Here is an 18342-nt window from a genome sequence, read left to right on the forward strand (position 1 = left end):
AGGACTCGTGGCATGAGACGATGATTCGGGAACATCGGCTTGATCGGCTCCGATCGGCAAACCTCCCTGGAACGCGAACATCTCAGCAATGTGCCTTCATGTCGCGACGTCCGCCTCGGGAAGCGCCGCACGCCAGGGAGAGGCTCTATCGCACGCCAACGGATCTCGCTACACCCTCAACTATAATTGAGGTTCTTGAATCATGGCAGAAGTCACCGTCAAGCAGCCCCTCGGCGTGGGCGATGTTGCCAAACGTAGCGGCATCGCCGTCTCTACCATCCATTTCTACGAGACCAAGGGCCTGATCGAGGGTTGGCGCAGCGCCGGCAATCAGCGGCGCTATCATCGCGCCGTGCTGCGCCGCATCGCCATCATCCGCATTGCCCAGCGCGCCGGTATCCCGCTGGCGGTGATTCGCGAGGCGCTGGCGGATCTGCCGCACGACCATGTCCCCAATGCACGTGACTGGCAGCGTTTCACCGATGCCTGGAAAGGCATGCTCGAGGAGAGGATCATTGGCCTCACCCAGTTGCGCGACCAGATCGCCAGTTGCATCGGCTGCGGCTGCCTGTCGTTGGAGGAATGCCCGCTGCGCAATCCCGACGACGAACTCTCCAGGCAAGGATCCGGGCCCAGATGCTTGACATCCAAGCGATAAAGCCGATCGGGAGCGACGAAACGCCGCTCCCGATTCTAGCCGCGCAACGCCTCTTGATCTCAACCATGATTGAGGTTCTATAAATCCTGTCGGCAAGCGACCGCGGTCGCATCAGGAGAGCCGACAGTGCACGACACCATCGATGACAAGACCCAGCCGCCGGGCCGCTGCGAACTGCCTAGCGGTTGCAACAGGCTTCATGCCCCCAGCATCGCATCGGGCAGGATCTGCCTCGCCCGCGGGAAAGCCTGAGCCATGTCGCATGTCATTGCCGCAATCCTCGGCTCGACCGCCTTCCTGGTATTTGCCCGCATCCTGCTGACCTTCGTGTTCTGGTCCAGCGGGCTCGCCAAGCTGATCGACTTCAGCGCCAATGCGGCCATCATGGAGAGCTTCGGCCTCAGGCCGGGCTGGCTGGTCAATGCTGCCACCCTCGTCCTGCAGCTCGGCGCCTCGGCGGCGATCATCCTCAACCGCGGTGCCTGGCTGGCGGCAGGCGCCCTCGCCGTCTTCACCTTGCTCACCATCCCGCTGGTCCATCCCTTCTGGACCAAGACGGGCGAAGAGGCCTTGCGCGACCTCACGGTGGCGCTCGAACATCTCTCCCTCATCGGTGGCCTGGCTCTGGCCGCCATCCTCGCGCGCCGGACGCCGTCAACCGTTCCGGCTTCGGCTCAGGCCGCGCCGAGGCGTTCGAGATAGACGCACAACATGTCGGCCATGGCATCTGAGTAGGCTTCGATCTCGGATGGCGTTCGAGGGCTTTCCGAAAACTGCTTGCCCGCTGCACTCAATGTCGCCGTGATGAGGTCGCCGGCCAGGGTTCGTGTCGTCTCAGCAGCCTTGGGCAGCGCCTCCCGCATGAAGGCCTCGACGACGCCGTCCCCCGCCGCCCTGGCTGCCTCCGCTTCGGGTGCGTCGCGATAGAGCGGCGCCGCATCGTCGAGCGCCACCCGCACCGCAGCCTCGTCGCATTCGGAGCGGATGAAGGCATGGACGACAATACGCAGCCTTTCGAGCGGCGGCTTGGCGCCATCCTGCAGGATGGCGCGCAGCAGCTCGCTCGTCTGCCGCCATTCGTCACTCTGGAGCCGAAACAGGATCGCCGCCTTGTTGGGAAAATATTGATAGAGCGAGCCAACGCTGACGCCGGCCTTCTCAGCCACCCGCGCAGTGGTGAAGCGCTGCGCGCCTTCCTGGCGCAAAACCTGAATGGCAGCCTCCAATATCGCGGCGACCAGCTCGGTCGAGCGGGTCTGCCGAGGCTGTTTTCGTGAGGAAACGCAAGAGTTTCGACGATCGGTCATCGGGATAGGCGCCAATGCGAATAGTGAATGCGACGAATTAGTCGTATTTCTAGTCCGGCGCAAGAATGCGTTTTTCCCAAACCGGAGCCTACCATGTCCACCCTGACCAGCGCCCCGCTTGCGCTCCTGCTGGACCGCTTGTTCGAAGAAGCCGATGCCGCCTCGCCGACAACGATCCCCGCCGTGGCCGAACTCTCCCGCCCGGAACGGGAGCGCCTGATGCGCAGCAAGACCGAATATCTCGACCTCTATGGCCGGCTGAAGGACCTGCCGCTCGCCGTCTCGCGCGAAACCGGCCTGCTGCTCTATATGCTGGCCCGAAGCTGCCGGGCCCGCACGATCATCGAATTCGGAACCTCGTTCGGCATCTCGACCCTGCATCTGGCGGCAGCGCTGCGGGACAATGGCGGCGGGCACCTGATCACCAGCGAGTTCGAGCCCTCCAAGCTGGAACGGGCTCGGCAGAACCTCGCCGCCGGCGGCGTGCTCGATCTCGTCGAGATCCGAGAGGGAGATGCACTGCGCACGCTGGGCACCGACCTGCCCGAGTCGATCGATCTCGTCCTGCTCGACGGCGCCAAGGCCCTCTATCCTGAGATCCTCGATCTGGTGGAGAGCCGGCTCAAGCCCGGCGCCCTCATCGTCGCCGACAATGCCGACTACAGCCCCGACTATCTCGCCCGCGTGCGTTCGCCGGCCCGGGGCTATCTGTCGACCCCCTTCGGCGAGGACGTCGAGCTCTCGATGCGGATCGGCTAAGCTCGCGGGCTATACGGCAAGGCATCGGAATGCCCCAAGGGGCTGGGGGCGAACCTCTGGCCCCTCCAGCGCTTCCTGTCGCAAGCGGCAGCACATCGGGCCGCCCACCGCCCCGCCCGGTCCGGCCAGCCGCGACGTGATGGCAGATTGCCGAGCCGGCAAATTGCAAGCACGATACCGATACAACCGGTGCAGCGCTCGACAGGTCGAAACGATGCAACAGCAGCTTCCCTCCGTTTACCAGCAATTGGGCGGCGAAGACGGTATCTCTCGCCTTGTCGATTTGTTCTACGACATCGTCGAGCAGGATCCGGCGGCGGCGGCCCTCCATGTGCTGCATCTCGACGGCCATGGCGTCGTCCATTCCCGGGTCGAGCAGACCCGCTTCCTGATGGGCTTCTTCGGCGGGCCGCGCCTCTATGTCGAATTCCACGGACATTCGGACGTCCGCGCCATCCATGCCCATGTGCCGATTACCGCGGAGACCCGCGACATCTGGATCCGCAGCATGGACAAGGCCTTCGACCAGGCCGGTTTGCCGCCTGAGGTCAAGAACAGGGCCATGAAGGCGCTGACCACCGCCGCCCGCCTGGTGCACGACGTCAATCCGCTGCGCAATCGCAGCGACGGAACTGCCGATCGAGCGGGTTCAAACCCGTCCTAGAGCGAGCCTTTTCAATCGAAGCTCAGCTTGCTCTTCTGCCGGCCGTCCGCCTCGAAATTGGCGGGGTCGAGCCAAGCTTCATAGCCCGCCTTCAGGCGCGGCCATTCGCCGTCGATGATCGAGAACCAGGCGGTGTCGCGGTTCTGGCCCTTGGCCACCATGTGCTGGCGGAAGACACCCTCGAAGGTAAAGCCGAACCGGGTCGCAGCCCGCTTGGACGGCTCGTTGAGATTGTGGCACTTCCATTCGAAACGCCGATAGCCGAGCGTCTCGAAAGCGTAGCGGGCAAAGAGATAGAGCGCCTCCGTCGCCACCCTGGTGCGGGCGATCGCCGGGCCCCAGAGAATGCTGCCGATCTCGATGACGCCATGCACGGGGTCGATCCGCATCAGGGCCTGGCGGCCTTCGGCCTTGCCGCTCGCCTTGTCGATCACCGCGAAGAACATCGGATCGGCGGTCGAGGACGCCTTGTCGAGCCAGGCCGAGAAGTCGGCGGCACTCCCCGGCACGCCCTCGAACAGATAGCGGAAACGCCCATCGGCCCCGGGCTCCTGGGCCGAATGCAGGAGATCGGCGCCATGGCGTGCCGGATCGAGCGGCTCCAGGCGGGCATAGCGTCCATCGAGCACGACGCGCTCCGGCCGCGGTACGCCGTTCCAGGTCGAGAGATCCATCGAATGTCCTTCGCGCAGATGCGATCAGATGATCACATTATTGCGGCGTGGCGATGCGTTGTTCAAGCGAAAGCACCTGCTGGCGCACCACGCCGGACAGGGCCTTGGAGGAGGCGACGGAGGTGAAATCCGTATCGGGATGCGGCACATTGCCGGCACCGCGGAACACCTTCAGGCCATCCGGCATCACCACGATGTCGCCATTGCGCAAGGTGGGATCGACCGAGATCGGGATCTGCGGCAGGCCGCGTGCATTGGACTGGCAGGTGCAGGCCGGATTCTCGCTGTCGCGGAAGGCATAGGCGGTGGGCAGGGCGGTGTAGAGGGCGCCGGCCTTGTCGACGGCCGACTCGATCGCCGGCTTGGTGTTGCCATTGCTGCCATCGTTGGAGCCGCTGGCTTTGTACAGCACCATCTGGCCGCCGGAGCAGGAGGCTTCGCACATCGAGGTCTGCATGTCCTCGTCGCGCTGGGAGCGGATGAAGCCGGTGGCGAAATAATAGCCGTCACAGGTGCGCACGCAGTAGCCGCGCGCCTTGGGCGTGCTCACCACCGGGGCCGGAGCCGGGCGCGAACGCTGCTGCTGCGGCTGCTGTTGCGGCACGGGTGCCGGCGCCGGTCGCGATTCCTGGCGCGGCCTGAACAGGAAGTCGAACAGGCCCGCCTGAGCGCTGCCACCCACGGCGACCGTCAGGAGCAATCCGGCGGCGAGAGGAAAAGCAAAGCGTTTCAAAGTCATGGCGCGGGTCCCGGCAGAACGTGAAGGGCCGGCATTGGCCGGCCCCGCCTTCTATGCAAGCATCCCGTCAAAATCATGTCGGTGACATCTTGTCACCGACTAGTGATTGTCGCGCGGGACCCCATAGGTCTGGGCGACCTTCTGATACTTGACCGCGGGCTTGAGCACCATACCGTCGCCGAGCTGATCCACCATGGCGCGCTGGATTTCCTGCCAGGGCGTCTGGCTCGGCGCATAGTGGAAGCCGCCCGCCGCGGCGAGATCGGCCCGGCGCTTGGCCAGTTCCTCGTCGGAGATCAGGATGTTGGCCTCGCCCTTGTTGAGGTCGATGCGCACCTTGTCGCCCGTCTGCAGGATCGCGAGGCCGCCGCCCGCTGCCGCTTCCGGCGAGGCGTTGAGGATGGAAGGCGAGCCCGAGGTGCCCGACTGGCGCCCGTCGCCGATGCAGGGCAGCGAAGTGATGCCGCGCTTGATCAGGGCCGCCGGGGGCTGCATGTTCACCACCTCGGCCGCACCGGGGTAGCCGATCGGCCCGGTGCCGCGGATGAACAGCATGCAATGCTCGTCGATGCCGAGCGAGGGATCCTCGATGCGGTGGTGATAATCCTCCGGCCCCTCGAACACGATGGCGCGGCCCTCGAAGGCGCCGGGGTTCTTGGGATCGGCGAGATAGCGATCGTGGAACTCCTTCGAGATCACGCTGGTCTTCATGATCGCCGAATCGAACAGATTGCCCGAGAGCACGATGAAGCCGGCATCCTGCACCAAAGCGGTGTCGAAACTGCGGATCACGTCGGGCAGCTCGATCTTGGCGTCCTTGCAGTTCTCGCCGATCGACTTGCCGTTCACGGTGAGCGCATTCTCGTGGATGAGCTTGTGCTTCATCAGTTCGTTGACCACCGCCGGCACGCCACCGGCATGCTGGTAGTCCTCGCCGAGATATTTGCCGGCCGGCTGCAGGTTCACCAGCAGCGGCACCTTGTGGCCGATGGTCTGCCAGTCGCGGATGTCGAGCTCGACCCCGATATGGCGGGCGATGGCGTTGATGTGGATCGGCGCATTGGTGGAACCGCCAATGGCCGAATTGACCACGATGACGTTTTCGAAGGCCTCGCGCGTCATGATGTCGGAGGGCTTGAGGTCCTCATGCACCATGTCGACGATGCGCTTGCCGGTCTCGTAGGAAATCTGCTGGCGTTCGCGATAGGGCGCGGGGATGGCGGCCGAACCGGGCAGCTGCATGCCGAGCGCCTCGGCCAGCGAGTTCATGGTGGTGGCGGTGCCCATGGTGTTGCAATAGCCGGTCGAGGGGGCCGACGAAGCCACCATCTCCATGAAGTTCTCGTAGTCGATCTCGCCGGTGGCGAGCATCTCGCGCGCCTTCCAGACGACCGTGCCCGAACCGGTGCGCTCGCCATGCCACCAGCCGTTGAGCATCGGGCCGACCGACAGGGCAATGGCCGGGATGTTCACGGTGGCCGCCGCCATCAGGCAGGCAGGCGTGGTCTTGTCGCAGCCAATGGTCAGCACCACGCCGTCGATCGGATAGCCATAGAGCAGTTCGACCAGGCCGAGATAGGCGAGGTTGCGGTCGAGCGCCGCGCCGGGGCGCTTGCCGGTCTCCTGGATCGGATGCACCGGAAATTCGAAGGCGATGCCGCCCGCCTCGCGGATGCCTTCGCGCACGCGCTGGGCCAGCACGAGATGGTGTCGGTTGCAGGGGGAAAGATCCGAGCCGGTCTGGGCGATGCCGATGATCGGCTTGCCCGACTGCAATTCCTTGCGGGTCAGGCCGAAATTGAGCTGACGTTCGATATAGAGCGCGGTCATGCCCGGATTGTCCGGGTTGTCGTACCAGGCCTGCGACCGCAATCTTTTCGTCTTGTTCTTGGTGTCAGCCATGGCAAGCCTCCCTGTCTTCGTGCCCCGCCTGCGTCGTCGGCAGGTGGCAGTCTTCCTGCAACCAGACGACTTAACACTTTTGTCAGACTATTCGCAACGCCTAAGCGACGAATAGCAGGACGATGCCTTGGGCGGCGTTTCAGGGCGAGATCGGAGGACGAGGCGCTTTGCGATCCGGCGGCATCGTCGCGAATCGCAAAGATGCGCAGCCATCCTCGATAAGCTTTTGTTTTTACGCATTTTCTCAATCGAAAAGTCCAGCGGCTTTTCGGGAAAATGCGCCAAGGATCGTCGTGAAGGATGGTCGTTGGCGGGGCTCACGCGCCGGCGGACGATGCCGGCCGGTAGGTCCAGCGGCGCACGCCCTCCGCCAGGGCCCGCCGCAGCGGTTCGTCATAGAGCTTGAGCAGGACGAAACTCGCCACGCAGACGATGACGATCACGGCCGGCCCTTCGATGCCGGCGTTCTGCTCCCCGAAACGCAGGCGATAGAGGCCGTTGATCCAGCAGAACAGCGGATAGTGCAGGCAATAGACCGGATAGGACAGGTCGCCGCTGAGGGAGGACCAGGTGGCAATCCGTCCCTGCAGGGCCGTGCGCGCGCCGGCCAGGATCAGCCAGGGCGCCAGCACCGCGATCCAGACGAGCTGCATCCAGAGCGGCACCTCGAAGGGCAGATAGAACAGCACCGCCATCCCCGCCGCCAGCGTCCAGAACAGGCGCGGGCCGCCCAGCCAGCCCGGCAGGCGGTCGAGCAGATGGAAAACGGCGACGCCGGCGAAGAAGGAAGCTCCCACCCGCGGAAATCCGCGCCAGAGCGTGTCCGTGGTATCTCCGCCCAGGCCGGTGAAGGGCAGGATCGCCAGGCAGCCGAGGAAGAGCGCGATCGCGAGCGGGAGCTGGCTCACCCGCCGGGTCGCCCACCAGAACGCATTGACCACCAGTTCCAGGAACAGCGAATATTGCGGGCCGTTCAGCGGGAAGACCTGGGGCCCGCCGATGGCGTCGGGCGCATCGAGATAGGGCAGGTTGACCAGGCCGAGCAGCAGAGCCAGCGTCAGAGCGGCAAAGGGCACCTCGCCCTCCAGGTGCCCGGAACGCAGCCCGACATAGAGCGCGCTGACCACCAGCCCCAGCACGATCAGCGGCATAAGTCGGATCAGCCTGGCGCGCATGAAGCCGGAAAACGACAGGGACTGCCGGCGCTTGCAATAGGCCAGGCTCAGCACGAAACCGCTCAGGCAGAAGAACAGGTCCACCGCAAGGCTGGCATTGGAAGCCAGGCCCGGGATGCCGAACCAGTGGCCGAGATGGAAGATCAGCACGGACAGGGCGGCAAAGCCACGCAAGCCGTCCAGGGATGCCAAATGCTGCGGCGAGCGGCCAGCCTCCTGCTCCCCAGAGCAAAGCGCTTGAGGCTTCGTCACGGCCATCGCCAGTAACCTTCAGTCGTCGATCTTGTTCAAGATCAACCTGAGCCAGATCGCGCCTGTTTCGTCAATTCAGCCACATGGTAGCGTCTGCCTACGCCGACTAGACTTCGGAAGGAGGCAATCATGCCTGGCCTGCCCGCCTCTCCGGCTTTCGGATGAAGTCGAAATCCTCCTTGACACGCGCCCTACTGCGATTTGCAAAGACAGGAGGATGCGCCCGCATTAAATCTTGCCTTGCTCGCGATTCCCGCCACAGCCCTTGCACCGCCAGGACATGCCATCCCGATGACTTCCCCCAGCGCGCCTCGTCTCGTTCCGGCCTTCTCGCGCATCGGCGAGGAGAATGCCTTCGCCGTGCTCGCAAGGGCGACGGATCTGGCGCGGGAGGGGCGCGACATCATCAATCTGGGCATCGGCCAGCCCGATTTCCCCACGCCCGACCATATCGTCGAAGCCGCCATCAAGGCGCTGCGCGACGGCCATCACGGCTATACGCCGGCTACCGGCATCCTGCCGCTGCGCGAGGCGGTGGCCGACGACGTCCAGCGCCGCACCGGCGTTGCCGTCTCGCCCGACGAGGTCATCGTGGTGCCGGGCGGCAAGGTCACCATGTTCATGGCCATCCTGATGTTCGGGGAGCCCGGCGCGGAGATCCTCTATCCCGATCCCGGCTTTCCGATCTACCGCTCGATGATCGAGTTCACCGGCGCCACGCCGGTACCGGTGCCGATCCGCGAGGAGAACGGCTTTGCCTTCTCGGCGTCCGAGACGCTGGCGCTGATCACGCCGAAGACCCGCCTTCTCATCCTCAACTCGCCGGCCAACCCCACGGGCGGCGTCACGCCCAAGGCCGAGATCGACGCGCTGGTGCAGGGGCTGGAAGCCCATCCGCATGTCGCCATCCTCTCCGACGAGATCTACAGCCAGATGAGCTATGACGGGCTCCAGCATGTCTCGCTGCTGTCCTATCCCTCCATCCGCGACCGCCTGATCCTGCTCGACGGCTGGTCCAAGACCTATGCCATGACCGGCTGGCGCATGGGCTTCTCGCTCTGGCCGAAAGCCTGGGGCGATGCCGCCCGCAAGCTGGCGGTGAATTCCTATTCCTGCGTCAATGCCAGCGCGCAATGGGCCGGGCTTGCCGCGCTCACCGGCCCGCAGGACGCGGTGCACGCCATGGTCGCCGAGTTCGACCGGCGCCGGAAGATCGTGGTCGACGGCCTCAACCAATTGCCCGGCGTCAGTTCCGTGGTGCCGAAGGGCGCCTTCTATGCCTTCCCCAACATCCGGGCGACCGGCTGGAAGGCCAAGCCGCTTGCCTCCGCCCTCCTGGAAAAGGCCGGCGTCGCCACCATCGGCGGGCCGGATTTCGGCGTGCATGGCGAGGGCTATATCCGCCTGTCCTACGCCAATTCCGCCGAGAACATCCGGCGGGCACTGGTGCGCATGGGCGAATTCCTCAGCGCCAATCCGGGAACGCAGGCGTAGGAGATGGACGTCGTGATCCGCGTTGGACAAGGTGGGACGAAGCAAGCCGAGGCGCAACGCCGATGTCCCCCTCGCCCCGCGAGCGGGGAGAGGTCCGCACTTGTTTTGCAAGTGCGAGGGGTGAGGGGCACCTCAATACTCACCCAGTCCCCTCGCGCCGCCCCTCATCCTCACCTTCTCCCCGTAAGAACGGGGCGAAGGAGCGGCCAGCGTCGCGCCATTAACACGCCAGCATAGTGCCCCACGCTTCCACTTCGATCTGAATTCGCAAGGAACAACGACATGACCGATCTCGTCTCCATCGGCGAATGCATGGTGGAATTGTCGCGCCGCGGGGACGGCATGTCGCTGGGCTATGGCGGCGACACCTTCAATACCGCCGTCTATGCGGCCCGCCTCGGGCTCGACGTCGCCTATGCCACGGCACTGGGGGACGATCCCTATTCCCAGGCGATCGCCGACCTTGCCGCAGGCGAGAAGGTCGGCATGGCCGGCGTGCCGCGCCTGGCCGGCCGGGTGCCCGGCCTCTATGTCATCGAGACCGATGCCAAGGGCGAGCGGCGCTTCTATTATTGGCGCGACAGCGCGCCGGCGCGCAGCCTGTTCGAGCTTCCCGAGGCCGAGGCGCTGATCGCCCGCATCGAGAGCGCGGGAATCGTCTATTTCTCGGGCATCACGCTGTCGCTCTATGCGCCGGCGGGCCTGGAGCGCTTCGCGCAGGTGCTGGCCCGCGCCAAGGCCGGCGGCGCCGCGATCGCCTTCGACGGCAATTACCGCCCGCGCGGCTGGGGCGGCGATCCCGCCCGCGCCCGCCAGGTCTTCGGCCGCTTCCTGCCGCTGGTCGACATCATCATGCCGACCTTCGACGACGAGCAGGCCCTGTGGGGCGATGCCACGCCGCAGGACACCATCGCCCGCCTGGCCGGCCACGGCATCGGCGAGATCGCGGTGAAGGACGGCACCAACGGCGCCTTCCTGCGCCGGGACGGCGTCGACGGCCATGTGCCGGTGCCCGAGGCCGTCTCGCCCGTCGACACCACCGCAGCCGGCGACAGCTTCAATGCCGGCTACCTTGCCGCCCGCCGGCGCGATCGCAGCAATGTGGAAGCCGCCCTGCAGGGTCACCGCCTTGCCGCGCGGGTAATCACCCATCGTGGCGCCATCATCCCTTCCGAGGCGATGGCCGGATTGTGACTCACAATTCACGCGGCTGCCGTTGGAATGCCATGTTCTGTCAGCATGAACGGCCCGTCTCCTGATCCTGGACTGAACAATTCAGGAGTGGATACCGGGTACGGTGGCCACTTCGAACCCGTTCTACTGCTGACAGGAGGCTCTGATCGTATAGAAACGATTCAGCAGCTGGGATAGTCGCATTGAAACGGGAACAGGGCATGGCTGAAGTGGTGGGCTCGCTCGACCGCGCCGTGGCGCGCGACGACGGTCCCAAGGTCCCGGCGGCCGCCATCCCGACGGCCGAGCGCCCGAAAACCGGGCTGCTCCGGCGCATCGACTGGAGCAAGGCCGGCCTCCTGGTCGGTCTCGCCATCTTCACCATCGCCGCCGCCGCGCTCTACCAGATCTTTTCCGGCATCACCTGGTCCGAGGTGAACAATGCGCTGTCGCGCATCGCCTGGGGCCAGGTGGCGCTCGCCTTCCTCGCCACCGCCCTCTCCTACAGCGCCCTGATCGGCTACGACCTGCTCGCCTTGCGCCATGTCGGCGCTCGGCAGGTGCCGCTGCCGATCATCGCCTTCACCTCCTTCATCAGCCACGCCTTCACCTATACGCTCGGCTTCGGCGTGCTCACCGGCGGCGCCGTGCGCTGGCGCATCTACCAGTCGCACGGCGTGAAGCCGAGCCTGATCCTGGCCGTCGGCGCGCTGACCACCCTCACCTTCTGGCTCGGCATCGCCACGGTCGCGGCGATCTGCCTGTTGTTCCAGCCCTCCGTGCTGGCTCCGCTGGACGGGCTCGCCCCCGGCCTCAACCTCGCCATCGGCCTTGCCGTGCTCGGCGGGGTCGCGATCTGGGTGATCGTCTCGGCCCTGCGCCCGCGCACGATCAGGGTCGGCGAGCATGCCATGCCCCTGCCCGGCCCGGGGGCGACGCTCGGGGCCATCCTGGTCGGCCTGCTCGACACGGTGGCCGCCGCCGGCGCGCTCTGGCTGATCATGCCGGCGGGCCCCGATGCCGGCTTCATGAGCTTCCTGGCGGTGTTCGCCGTCGCCACGGTGCTCGGCGTCATCAGCCATGTACCGGGTGGCGTCGGCGTGTTCGAGACCACCCTGATCCTGGCCCAGCCGCAGATCCCGGCGGCGGACATGCTGGTCTCGCTGATCCTGTTCCGCCTGGTCTACTACGTCATTCCCTTCGCCATCGCCTGCCTGATGTTCGGCGGCTACGAGATCCGCCAGCGCCGGCAATCGGTGGGCCGGATCGCCCGCACCATCCACGAGATCGCCCGGCCGATCATCCCGCGAGCCGCCAGCATCGCGGTGTTCATCGGCGGCGTCATCCTGTTGTTCTCCAGCGCCACGCCCGAGGAACATTACCGCATCGCCATCCTGCGCGGCGTGATCCCCCTGCCCTTCGTCGAGGTCTCGCAGCTGGCCGGCAGCATTTCGGGCCTGGTCCTGCTGGTGATCTCCTACGGCCTGGTCCGGCGCATGGCCAATGCCCAGCGCATCGCCGTGCTGCTGCTGGTCGCCGGCGCCGTCTTCGCGCTGTTCAAGGGCCTCGACATCGAAGAGGCCATCATCTGCTCGATCGTCGCCGGCCTGCTCGTGCTCTACAAGGACGAGTTCTACCGCCAGGCCGACCTGTTTTCGGTCAGGCCCTCCTTCGAGTGGATCCTGGCCTGCGTCGTCGCCATCGGCGCCACGATCTGGCTCGGCTTCTTCGCCTATGCCAATGTCGACTACCAGCACAAATTATGGTGGGATTTCGCCTATAACGCCGATGCTCCGCGCTTCCTGCGGGCGACATTGGCCATGGCCGTGGTCGCCATCGGCATCGCCGCCTATATCCTGATGCATCCGAGCCGCGCCGCCTTCGATCCGGCAACGCCCGAGGAACTGGAAACGCTGGTGCCGCTGATCAGCGATTCCACCCGCTCGGACGCGCATCTCGCCCTGCTCGGCGACAAGCGCTTCCTGCTCTCGGCCAGCGGCAAGGGCTTCACCATGTATGGCGTGCAGGGGCGCAGCTGGATCGCCATGGGCGACCCGGTGGCGCCCGAGGACGAGGTCGACGCCATGGTTTGGCGCTTCAAGGAGCTGGTGGACCGCAATGGCGGCACGCCGGTGTTCTACCAGGTCACCACCGGCCACCTGCCCGCTTATCTCGACGCCGGCTTTTCGCTCGCCAAGCTCGGCGAGGAAGCCTGGGTCGACCTGAACAAGTTCACGCTCGAAGGCAGCGAGGGCCGGCGCCTGCGCCAGGCCCGCGCCAAGGCCGAGCGCTCCGGCGCCTCCTTCGAGATCGTGCCCGCGGCCGAGGTCGAGGCCATCCTGCCCGAGCTGCAGGCCGTCTCCGATGCCTGGCTCGAGGAGAAGGGCAACAAGGAGAAGGGCTTTTCGCTCGGCTTCTGGTCGCCGGACTATATCCGCCGCTACGACCAGGCCGTGATCCGCCAGGACGGCCGCATCGTCGCCTTCGCCAATATCTGGCGCGGCGCCGACAAGCAGGAATACACGGTCGACCTGATGCGCTATCTGCCGCAGGGCCCGGCCGGCATGATGGACCTGCTGTTCATCGGCCTCTTGGCCCAGGCCAAAAGCGAGGGCTTCGCCTGGTTCAATCTCGGCATGGCGCCGCTCTCCGGCCTGCCGCGCCACCGCCTCGCCTCGCTGTGGAGCCGCGTCGGCTCCTTCGTCTACAAGCGCGGCGACCGCTTCTACAATTTCGAGGGCCTCAGGGCCTACAAGGACAAGTTCAAGCCGGATTGGCGGCCGAAATATCTTGCCTTTCCGGGGGGCCTGGCCCTACCGCAGATTCTCATGGATGTTACCGGCTTGATCGCTTCGAGCCCGAGACGCGCTTTGCCCGAGGAGGCCAGTTGATGCGCCGCATCGCCCTGTTCTGTTTCGCCCTGCTGGCCTCGACGGCATCGGCCCTGGCGGCCCCGCGCGAAGTGAAGGTGCAGGAGGAGATCCTCGGCACCGTCACCGTGCTCGCCCCCGAGGAAGAGCCCACCAAATTCGTCGCCTTGCTCTCCGACAAGGACGGGCTCACGCCGGCCTACCGGGCCGTCGCCGACAAGCTGGTCGGCCAGGGCGCCGCCGTGATGCTGATCGACAGCCAGGCCTTCATCGACGGCCTCGCCAAGGGCGACGAGGAGGATTGCCACTACGCCTTCGGCGACATCGAGGATTCGGCCCGCGAGGCGCAGCGCCAACTGGGCATGCAGACCTGGCGCTGGCCGGTGGTGATGGGCCTCGGCACGCTGGGCGGCACCTTCGCCTATATCAATCTCGCCCAGGCCCCGGAAAACACCGCCGCCGGCGCCGTCTCGACCGGTTTTTCCGACGAGATGGCCTCCAAGCTGCGCATGTGCGAGGGCGCCCCCGTCTCCAAGGCGGCCGACGGCAAATGGCAGTACAAGCCGCTCGCCAAGGTGCCCGGGCGCTGGACCTATGTCGGCGCCGCCGCCCCCGACGCGACCACCCAGGCCTTCGTCGCCGGCACCAAGGATGCCCAGTCCGTCGTCGCCGATGGCGGGCCGGACGCCCTCGTCGATGCCGCGGTGAAGGCCGCCGTCGAGATGGGCGCGCCGCCCAACCAGGAACTCGGCGACCTGCCTTTGGTGGAGCTGCCGGCCTCCGGCCCGCCGACGGGCCTCGCCATCTTCATCTCCGGCGACGGCGGCTGGCGCGACATCGACAAGACCATCGGCGAGATCCTGCAGAAGGAAGGCGTCGCCGTGGTGGGCGTCGACTCGCTGCGCTATTTCTGGAGCACCAAGGAGCCTGATGTCATCGCCGGCGACCTCACCCGCATCATCGGCTACTACACCAAGCTGTGGGGCGCCAAGCGCGTCGCCGTGATCGGCTATTCGCTGGGCGCCGACGTGATCCCCTTCGTCTGGCAGAAACTGCCGCCGCCCATGCAGAAGAAGATCAACCTTCTCGCCATGCTGGGCCTGGAGCCGACCGCCGATTTCGAGATCTCCGTCTCCGGCTGGCTCGGCGTCGCCTCCTCCTCGGACGTCGACCTCAAGCCCTATCTGCCCAGCCTGCCCTTCGAGAAGACCATGTGCTTCTACGGCAAGGAGGAAGTGGTCGAGAACGGCACCGCCTGCGTCTTCCCCGAAATGAGCAAGGCCACGCTGATCGAACGGCCGGGCGGGCATCATTTCGACGGGAATTACGAGCCTGTGGCGCGGGCGATTTTGGAGAGGTTGAAGAAGTAGCGCCAAGCATCGGCCAGGGCCCATCTCCGGGCTCCCTGGCACGACTGGATGGCCATCGCTCGTCTCGCGGCTCAATTCCCGACGCCACGCGAGAGGGCGGCATCATAGGAGACATCGATGAAGCGCGTTGCCGCCGGCGAGCATCATGCCGCCTATGAATTCGGTCGCCTGGCGTTGATTTCCCTCCGGGACGGCTATGTCGACATGCCTGTCACCCGGTTGCGCCAGCCGGGCGACCGCCCCTTCGGCCCCGACCTGCCACCGCAGCTTCATCTCGTCGAGGGCGGATTGAGGCTATCGGTCAACGCCTTCGCCATCGATGACGGCGAGGCGGTTACGCTGATCGACAGTGGATCATCGAACGCCTGGCACCCGAGCATGGGCTTTCTGCCTCAGGCCTTGCGCGAGGCGGGCATTGCCGTCGAGCGGATCCGGACCGTCGCCTTTACCCACACGCATCTCGATCATATTCACGGGCTTATTCTGCCCAATGGCGAGGATGCCTTCCCGAACCTCTCCCGCCTGCTGGTGCCGCGGGCAGAACTCGGGCTGTTCCGGGACGAAGCCAGACTCCAGGGGTTCCACGAGAGAGCGGAACCCTTCGAGCCGGGGCAATTCCTGGGGGCTGATATCGAGGCCCTGGCCGCTCCGGGCCACGAGGCCGGCCATACTTGTTTTCGCGTCACCAGCGAGGGCGAGACCATCCTGATCTGGGGCGACACGATCCACGTACCATCGCTGCAATTCGACAGGCCGGAGTTGACCTGGGAGTTCGACGCCGACCAGGAACAGGCGCGCGCAAGCCGCATGCGCCTCATGGCCCTGGCAGCCGACAATGGTTATTGCATCGCAGGGGCCCATCTCGACTCGCCCGGTGTCGGCCGTCTCTCACGCACGGGCAAGGGCTTTCGTTTCGAGCCTTTGTAGTATCGGCAAGCGGCGATTAAAGAATAGGCCGAGCAGATCTTGTAGCGAGAATTACGCAGATACAACTTAGGGTGACAGCGCATTTAATCGAGGACGGAAAATCTAAAGAAGATTAAATCTACTGTTACCGTCGTTCCAGCAGACTTACTACCGTAGCATTTCAGCGGCAACTGGGGAACGGCGCGACCACAGACACAGCACGTCAGGTTCTCGGGCAATCGACACGAGCACCGATAGCGAGCATTGTAAGCTGCGGCGTCGGCATCGCGATTTCTCCGACGCCATGTGAGGAGCGTGGACAACCTAATTTTGCGGCTTGCGCTGTAGCGATCGTTCGATGTTCAAGTACCGCTTGTTGGCCGAGGATGATGAGATGATAGCCGTTAGCGTTGCCGTTGGCCCGAGAATAATGCTGCAAAGTGGCACATGGTTCGATTTCCTCGATCCAGAGAGCAGTGACTTCAGAATAGAAGATATCGCAGCTGGCCTTTCCAACACATGCCGATATGCTGGTCAGTGCTCCACTTTCTACTCCGTCGCGGAGCACAGCCTGCTGGTGAGCGAGGTCGCGCACGATTATGCCTACGCGGCGCTAATGCATGACGCGGCAGAGGCTTTCATCGGCGACATCACGCGTCCTCTGAAGCAGCTTTTGCCTGACTTCAAGCAGATCGAAGCCCGCGTCGAGAAGGCGATCTTTGGCCGTTTCGGTGTACAGCAGCCGATGCCGAAAGAAGTAAAGGCTGCCGATTTGCGCGTGCTGGCCGCCGAACAGGTACAAATTATGCCACGCGAGACATCGCTGTGGGCGTTTTCTGATGGAATTGAGCCCGCGCCAATTACGGTCAAATGCCTGACGCCGACTGAGGCTAAGGAAGCGTTCCTGGCGCGGTATCGCGATCTCACCTTACATGCGACCGCGACGAGGCGCTCCCGCGTTGCATAGCGCGTCGCACTTGAGACTCTTTGCCAACCGCGAATTCGCCGAGATTGCGCCTGTGATGAAGCCGAACTACGCGCCCAAGATCCGTAAGGACCGTTCCCTCGACCGACTAGCCGAGACGGGAAACGTTGCGCAGTTCATCAGTTTCTCGCCAGACGGCACCGGGACGCGTCAGGAGTTCAGCCGAGTCGCGGGCCACACGCCCAACGATCCGTTCTTGTCTGAGCGCCTCGCCCTAGAGACGCTGCTGATGCGCAGCCCCGAGGCATCGATAAATCTCAGGAGCTTCAGTCCCGACGATCCACGCAGCCGCGAATTTGTCTACGGCATAACCAACGTCGACGATGCGGTCAGCGTTCTCGATCGGCTGTCCGGTGACGGCTTATTCGTCATCGCTAATGAGACCGTTGATGTAAAAGATGGCGGCGTGTCTGGTGTCGCACAGGGCGGCGTTATCGAATTTTCGCCCGACGACACGCCGCGCTGCGTGGAGAAAGACGGCGTCGCGTCCCTGCCGCTGCATCTTGGCCTATCGATGCTTGAGACTGTTTATGGCTTCAGGCCAGAGCTCGGCGAAACTCGCGGCGTACGCATCGAGTTCAGTGTACATCCGCGTCCGCGCGGATGGCGGCACACGCATACACTGCTTTGGGAGCATGAAGAGATCGGCCTGGAGCAGCACCAACCTGCGCTGATCTGGCCGAACAATTTCAGCCGGCATCTCGGCGACAAGGCCTACGGCCTGTTGATGGCCCATCTAGTGGGACTTCCAACGCCTCGAACCACTGTTATCGGACGTCGCGTTGCTCCGTTCAGCTTCGGCCTTGCGACCGCGAGCCGCGAAGTGTGGACGCGAACCTGCCCGCGCGAGCCAGAGCCCGGCCTCTATACGACAGTCAAGGGTTGGATTGACCCGTTCACTCTGCTTGCCGAGGAAGACAAGACCGGAGACGCCATCCGGTCGGTTCTTTGCCAAGCCGCCGTTCCAGCGCGCTATTCTGGTGCGGCGATCGTCACCGGCGACGGATCGCTGGCGGTTGAGGGACGCGAGGGAGAAGGCGACTTGTTCATGCTGGGCGTGAAAGCGCCGGAGCTTCTGCCGGCGCTGATCGTGGACTCAGTCAAAGCCACCAATCGTAGGCTTGAGGACGCACTCGGTCCGGTTCGTTTCGAATGGGTTCACGACGGTGATCGGGTGTGGATAGTCCAGTTGCACCTCGGCGCCACTCGCAGCACGTCCAAGGTGCTGGTTCCGGGCGATGCCGAAGACTGGGTTCGCTTCGACGCTCGAGACGGTCTTGAGAAGCTGCGGGCCGCATTGCGCACGCTACACCCCGGTGCCGGCCTAGCGCTCGTCGGCAATGTCGGCTTGACGAGCCATATCGCCGATGTCGTCCGCAAGGCTGGAAGACCGGCCCGCATCGTCGTTAGCTGA

General features: G+C 64.9%; 16 protein-coding genes. 11 read left to right on the forward strand and 5 right to left on the reverse strand.

Annotation, left to right across the window (positions count from 1 at the left end):
* Window positions 1-202 precede the first annotated feature (202 nt).
* A complete protein-coding gene (gene soxR / locus ACIGJE_RS24950) occupies window positions 203-658 on the forward strand; it encodes a redox-sensitive transcriptional activator SoxR (protein WP_311944439.1) in 456 nt (151 codons plus the stop codon).
* Window positions 659-913: 255 nt separating this feature from the next.
* Window positions 914-1360 carry a DoxX family protein gene (locus ACIGJE_RS24955; RefSeq protein ID WP_415085576.1) on the forward strand — a complete coding sequence of 149 codons (447 nt, stop codon included), beginning with the start codon at window positions 914-916 and terminating at the stop codon, window positions 1358-1360.
* Here ACIGJE_RS24955 and ACIGJE_RS24960 read toward each other — a convergent pair.
* Window positions 1333-1965 (reverse strand): TetR/AcrR family transcriptional regulator, encoded by a 633-nt coding sequence (locus ACIGJE_RS24960; RefSeq protein WP_415085574.1) that lies wholly within the window; start codon window positions 1963-1965, stop codon window positions 1333-1335. The two genes, ACIGJE_RS24955 and ACIGJE_RS24960, sit on opposite strands and share 28 nt — an antisense overlap.
* A gap of 93 nt (window positions 1966-2058) precedes the next feature.
* Between ACIGJE_RS24960 and ACIGJE_RS24965 the strand changes: the two genes are divergently transcribed.
* Window positions 2059-2724 (forward strand): O-methyltransferase, encoded by a 666-nt coding sequence (locus ACIGJE_RS24965; RefSeq protein WP_415085572.1) that lies wholly within the window; start codon window positions 2059-2061, stop codon window positions 2722-2724.
* 214 nt (window positions 2725-2938) lie between these two features.
* On the forward strand, window positions 2939-3388 hold the full coding sequence (locus ACIGJE_RS24970) for a group II truncated hemoglobin (RefSeq protein ID WP_415085570.1): 450 nt from the start codon (window positions 2939-2941) through the stop codon (window positions 3386-3388).
* An 11-nt stretch (window positions 3389-3399) separates the two neighbouring features.
* Here ACIGJE_RS24970 and ACIGJE_RS24975 read toward each other — a convergent pair whose 3' ends face one another.
* The 4 genes from ACIGJE_RS24975 to ACIGJE_RS24990 all read right to left on the reverse strand — a co-directional run bounded on the left by ACIGJE_RS24975 (window position 3400) and on the right by ACIGJE_RS24990 (window position 8130).
* Entirely contained in the window at window positions 3400-4062 is a 663-nt protein-coding gene (locus tag ACIGJE_RS24975) for a GNAT family N-acetyltransferase (protein WP_415085568.1), read from the reverse strand.
* Window positions 4063-4099: 37 nt separating this feature from the next.
* Window positions 4100-4801: a DUF2865 domain-containing protein gene (locus ACIGJE_RS24980; protein ID WP_311944431.1), complete on the reverse strand. Its 702-nt coding sequence runs from the start codon at window positions 4799-4801 to the stop codon at window positions 4100-4102.
* A 99-nt stretch (window positions 4802-4900) separates the two neighbouring features.
* Window positions 4901-6703 carry an IlvD/Edd family dehydratase gene (locus ACIGJE_RS24985; RefSeq protein ID WP_415085566.1) on the reverse strand — a complete coding sequence of 601 codons (1803 nt, stop codon included), beginning with the start codon at window positions 6701-6703 and terminating at the stop codon, window positions 4901-4903.
* A gap of 317 nt (window positions 6704-7020) precedes the next feature.
* Window positions 7021-8130 carry an acyltransferase family protein gene (locus tag ACIGJE_RS24990; RefSeq protein ID WP_415085564.1) on the reverse strand — a complete coding sequence of 370 codons (1110 nt, stop codon included), beginning with the start codon at window positions 8128-8130 and terminating at the stop codon, window positions 7021-7023.
* 291 nt (window positions 8131-8421) lie between these two features.
* Here ACIGJE_RS24990 and ACIGJE_RS24995 point away from each other — a divergent pair, with 291 nt between their 5' ends.
* The 7 genes from ACIGJE_RS24995 to ACIGJE_RS25025 all read left to right on the forward strand — a co-directional run bounded on the left by ACIGJE_RS24995 (window position 8422) and on the right by ACIGJE_RS25025 (window position 18342).
* Entirely contained in the window at window positions 8422-9624 is a 1203-nt protein-coding gene (locus ACIGJE_RS24995; protein WP_415085562.1) for a pyridoxal phosphate-dependent aminotransferase, read from the forward strand.
* Between the two features lie 282 nt (window positions 9625-9906).
* Complete coding sequence (locus ACIGJE_RS25000) at window positions 9907-10818, forward strand: sugar kinase (protein ID WP_483678950.1); 912 nt, start codon at window positions 9907-9909, stop codon at window positions 10816-10818.
* Between the two features lie 200 nt (window positions 10819-11018).
* The gene (mprF, locus tag ACIGJE_RS25005; protein ID WP_483678951.1) at window positions 11019-13688 is read left to right on the forward strand and encodes a bifunctional lysylphosphatidylglycerol flippase/synthetase MprF; all 2670 of its coding nucleotides are present in this window, start codon (window positions 11019-11021) and stop codon (window positions 13686-13688) included.
* Entirely contained in the window at window positions 13688-15037 is a 1350-nt protein-coding gene (locus ACIGJE_RS25010; RefSeq protein WP_483678952.1) for a virulence factor family protein, read from the forward strand. The genes mprF and ACIGJE_RS25010 overlap by 1 nt, the downstream gene beginning before the upstream one ends.
* Before the next feature lie 117 nt (window positions 15038-15154).
* The gene (locus ACIGJE_RS25015) at window positions 15155-15964 is read left to right on the forward strand and encodes an MBL fold metallo-hydrolase (protein WP_415085554.1); all 810 of its coding nucleotides are present in this window, start codon (window positions 15155-15157) and stop codon (window positions 15962-15964) included.
* Between the two features lie 337 nt (window positions 15965-16301).
* The gene (locus tag ACIGJE_RS25020) at window positions 16302-16910 is read left to right on the forward strand and encodes a hypothetical protein (RefSeq protein WP_415085552.1); all 609 of its coding nucleotides are present in this window, start codon (window positions 16302-16304) and stop codon (window positions 16908-16910) included.
* Window positions 16911-16920: 10 nt separating this feature from the next.
* Window positions 16921-18342, forward strand: coding sequence for a hypothetical protein (locus ACIGJE_RS25025; protein WP_415085550.1), 1422 nt, complete (start codon window positions 16921-16923; stop codon window positions 18340-18342).

It is taken from the genome of Labrys sp. E2SS-1L (genome assembly GCF_057073705.1).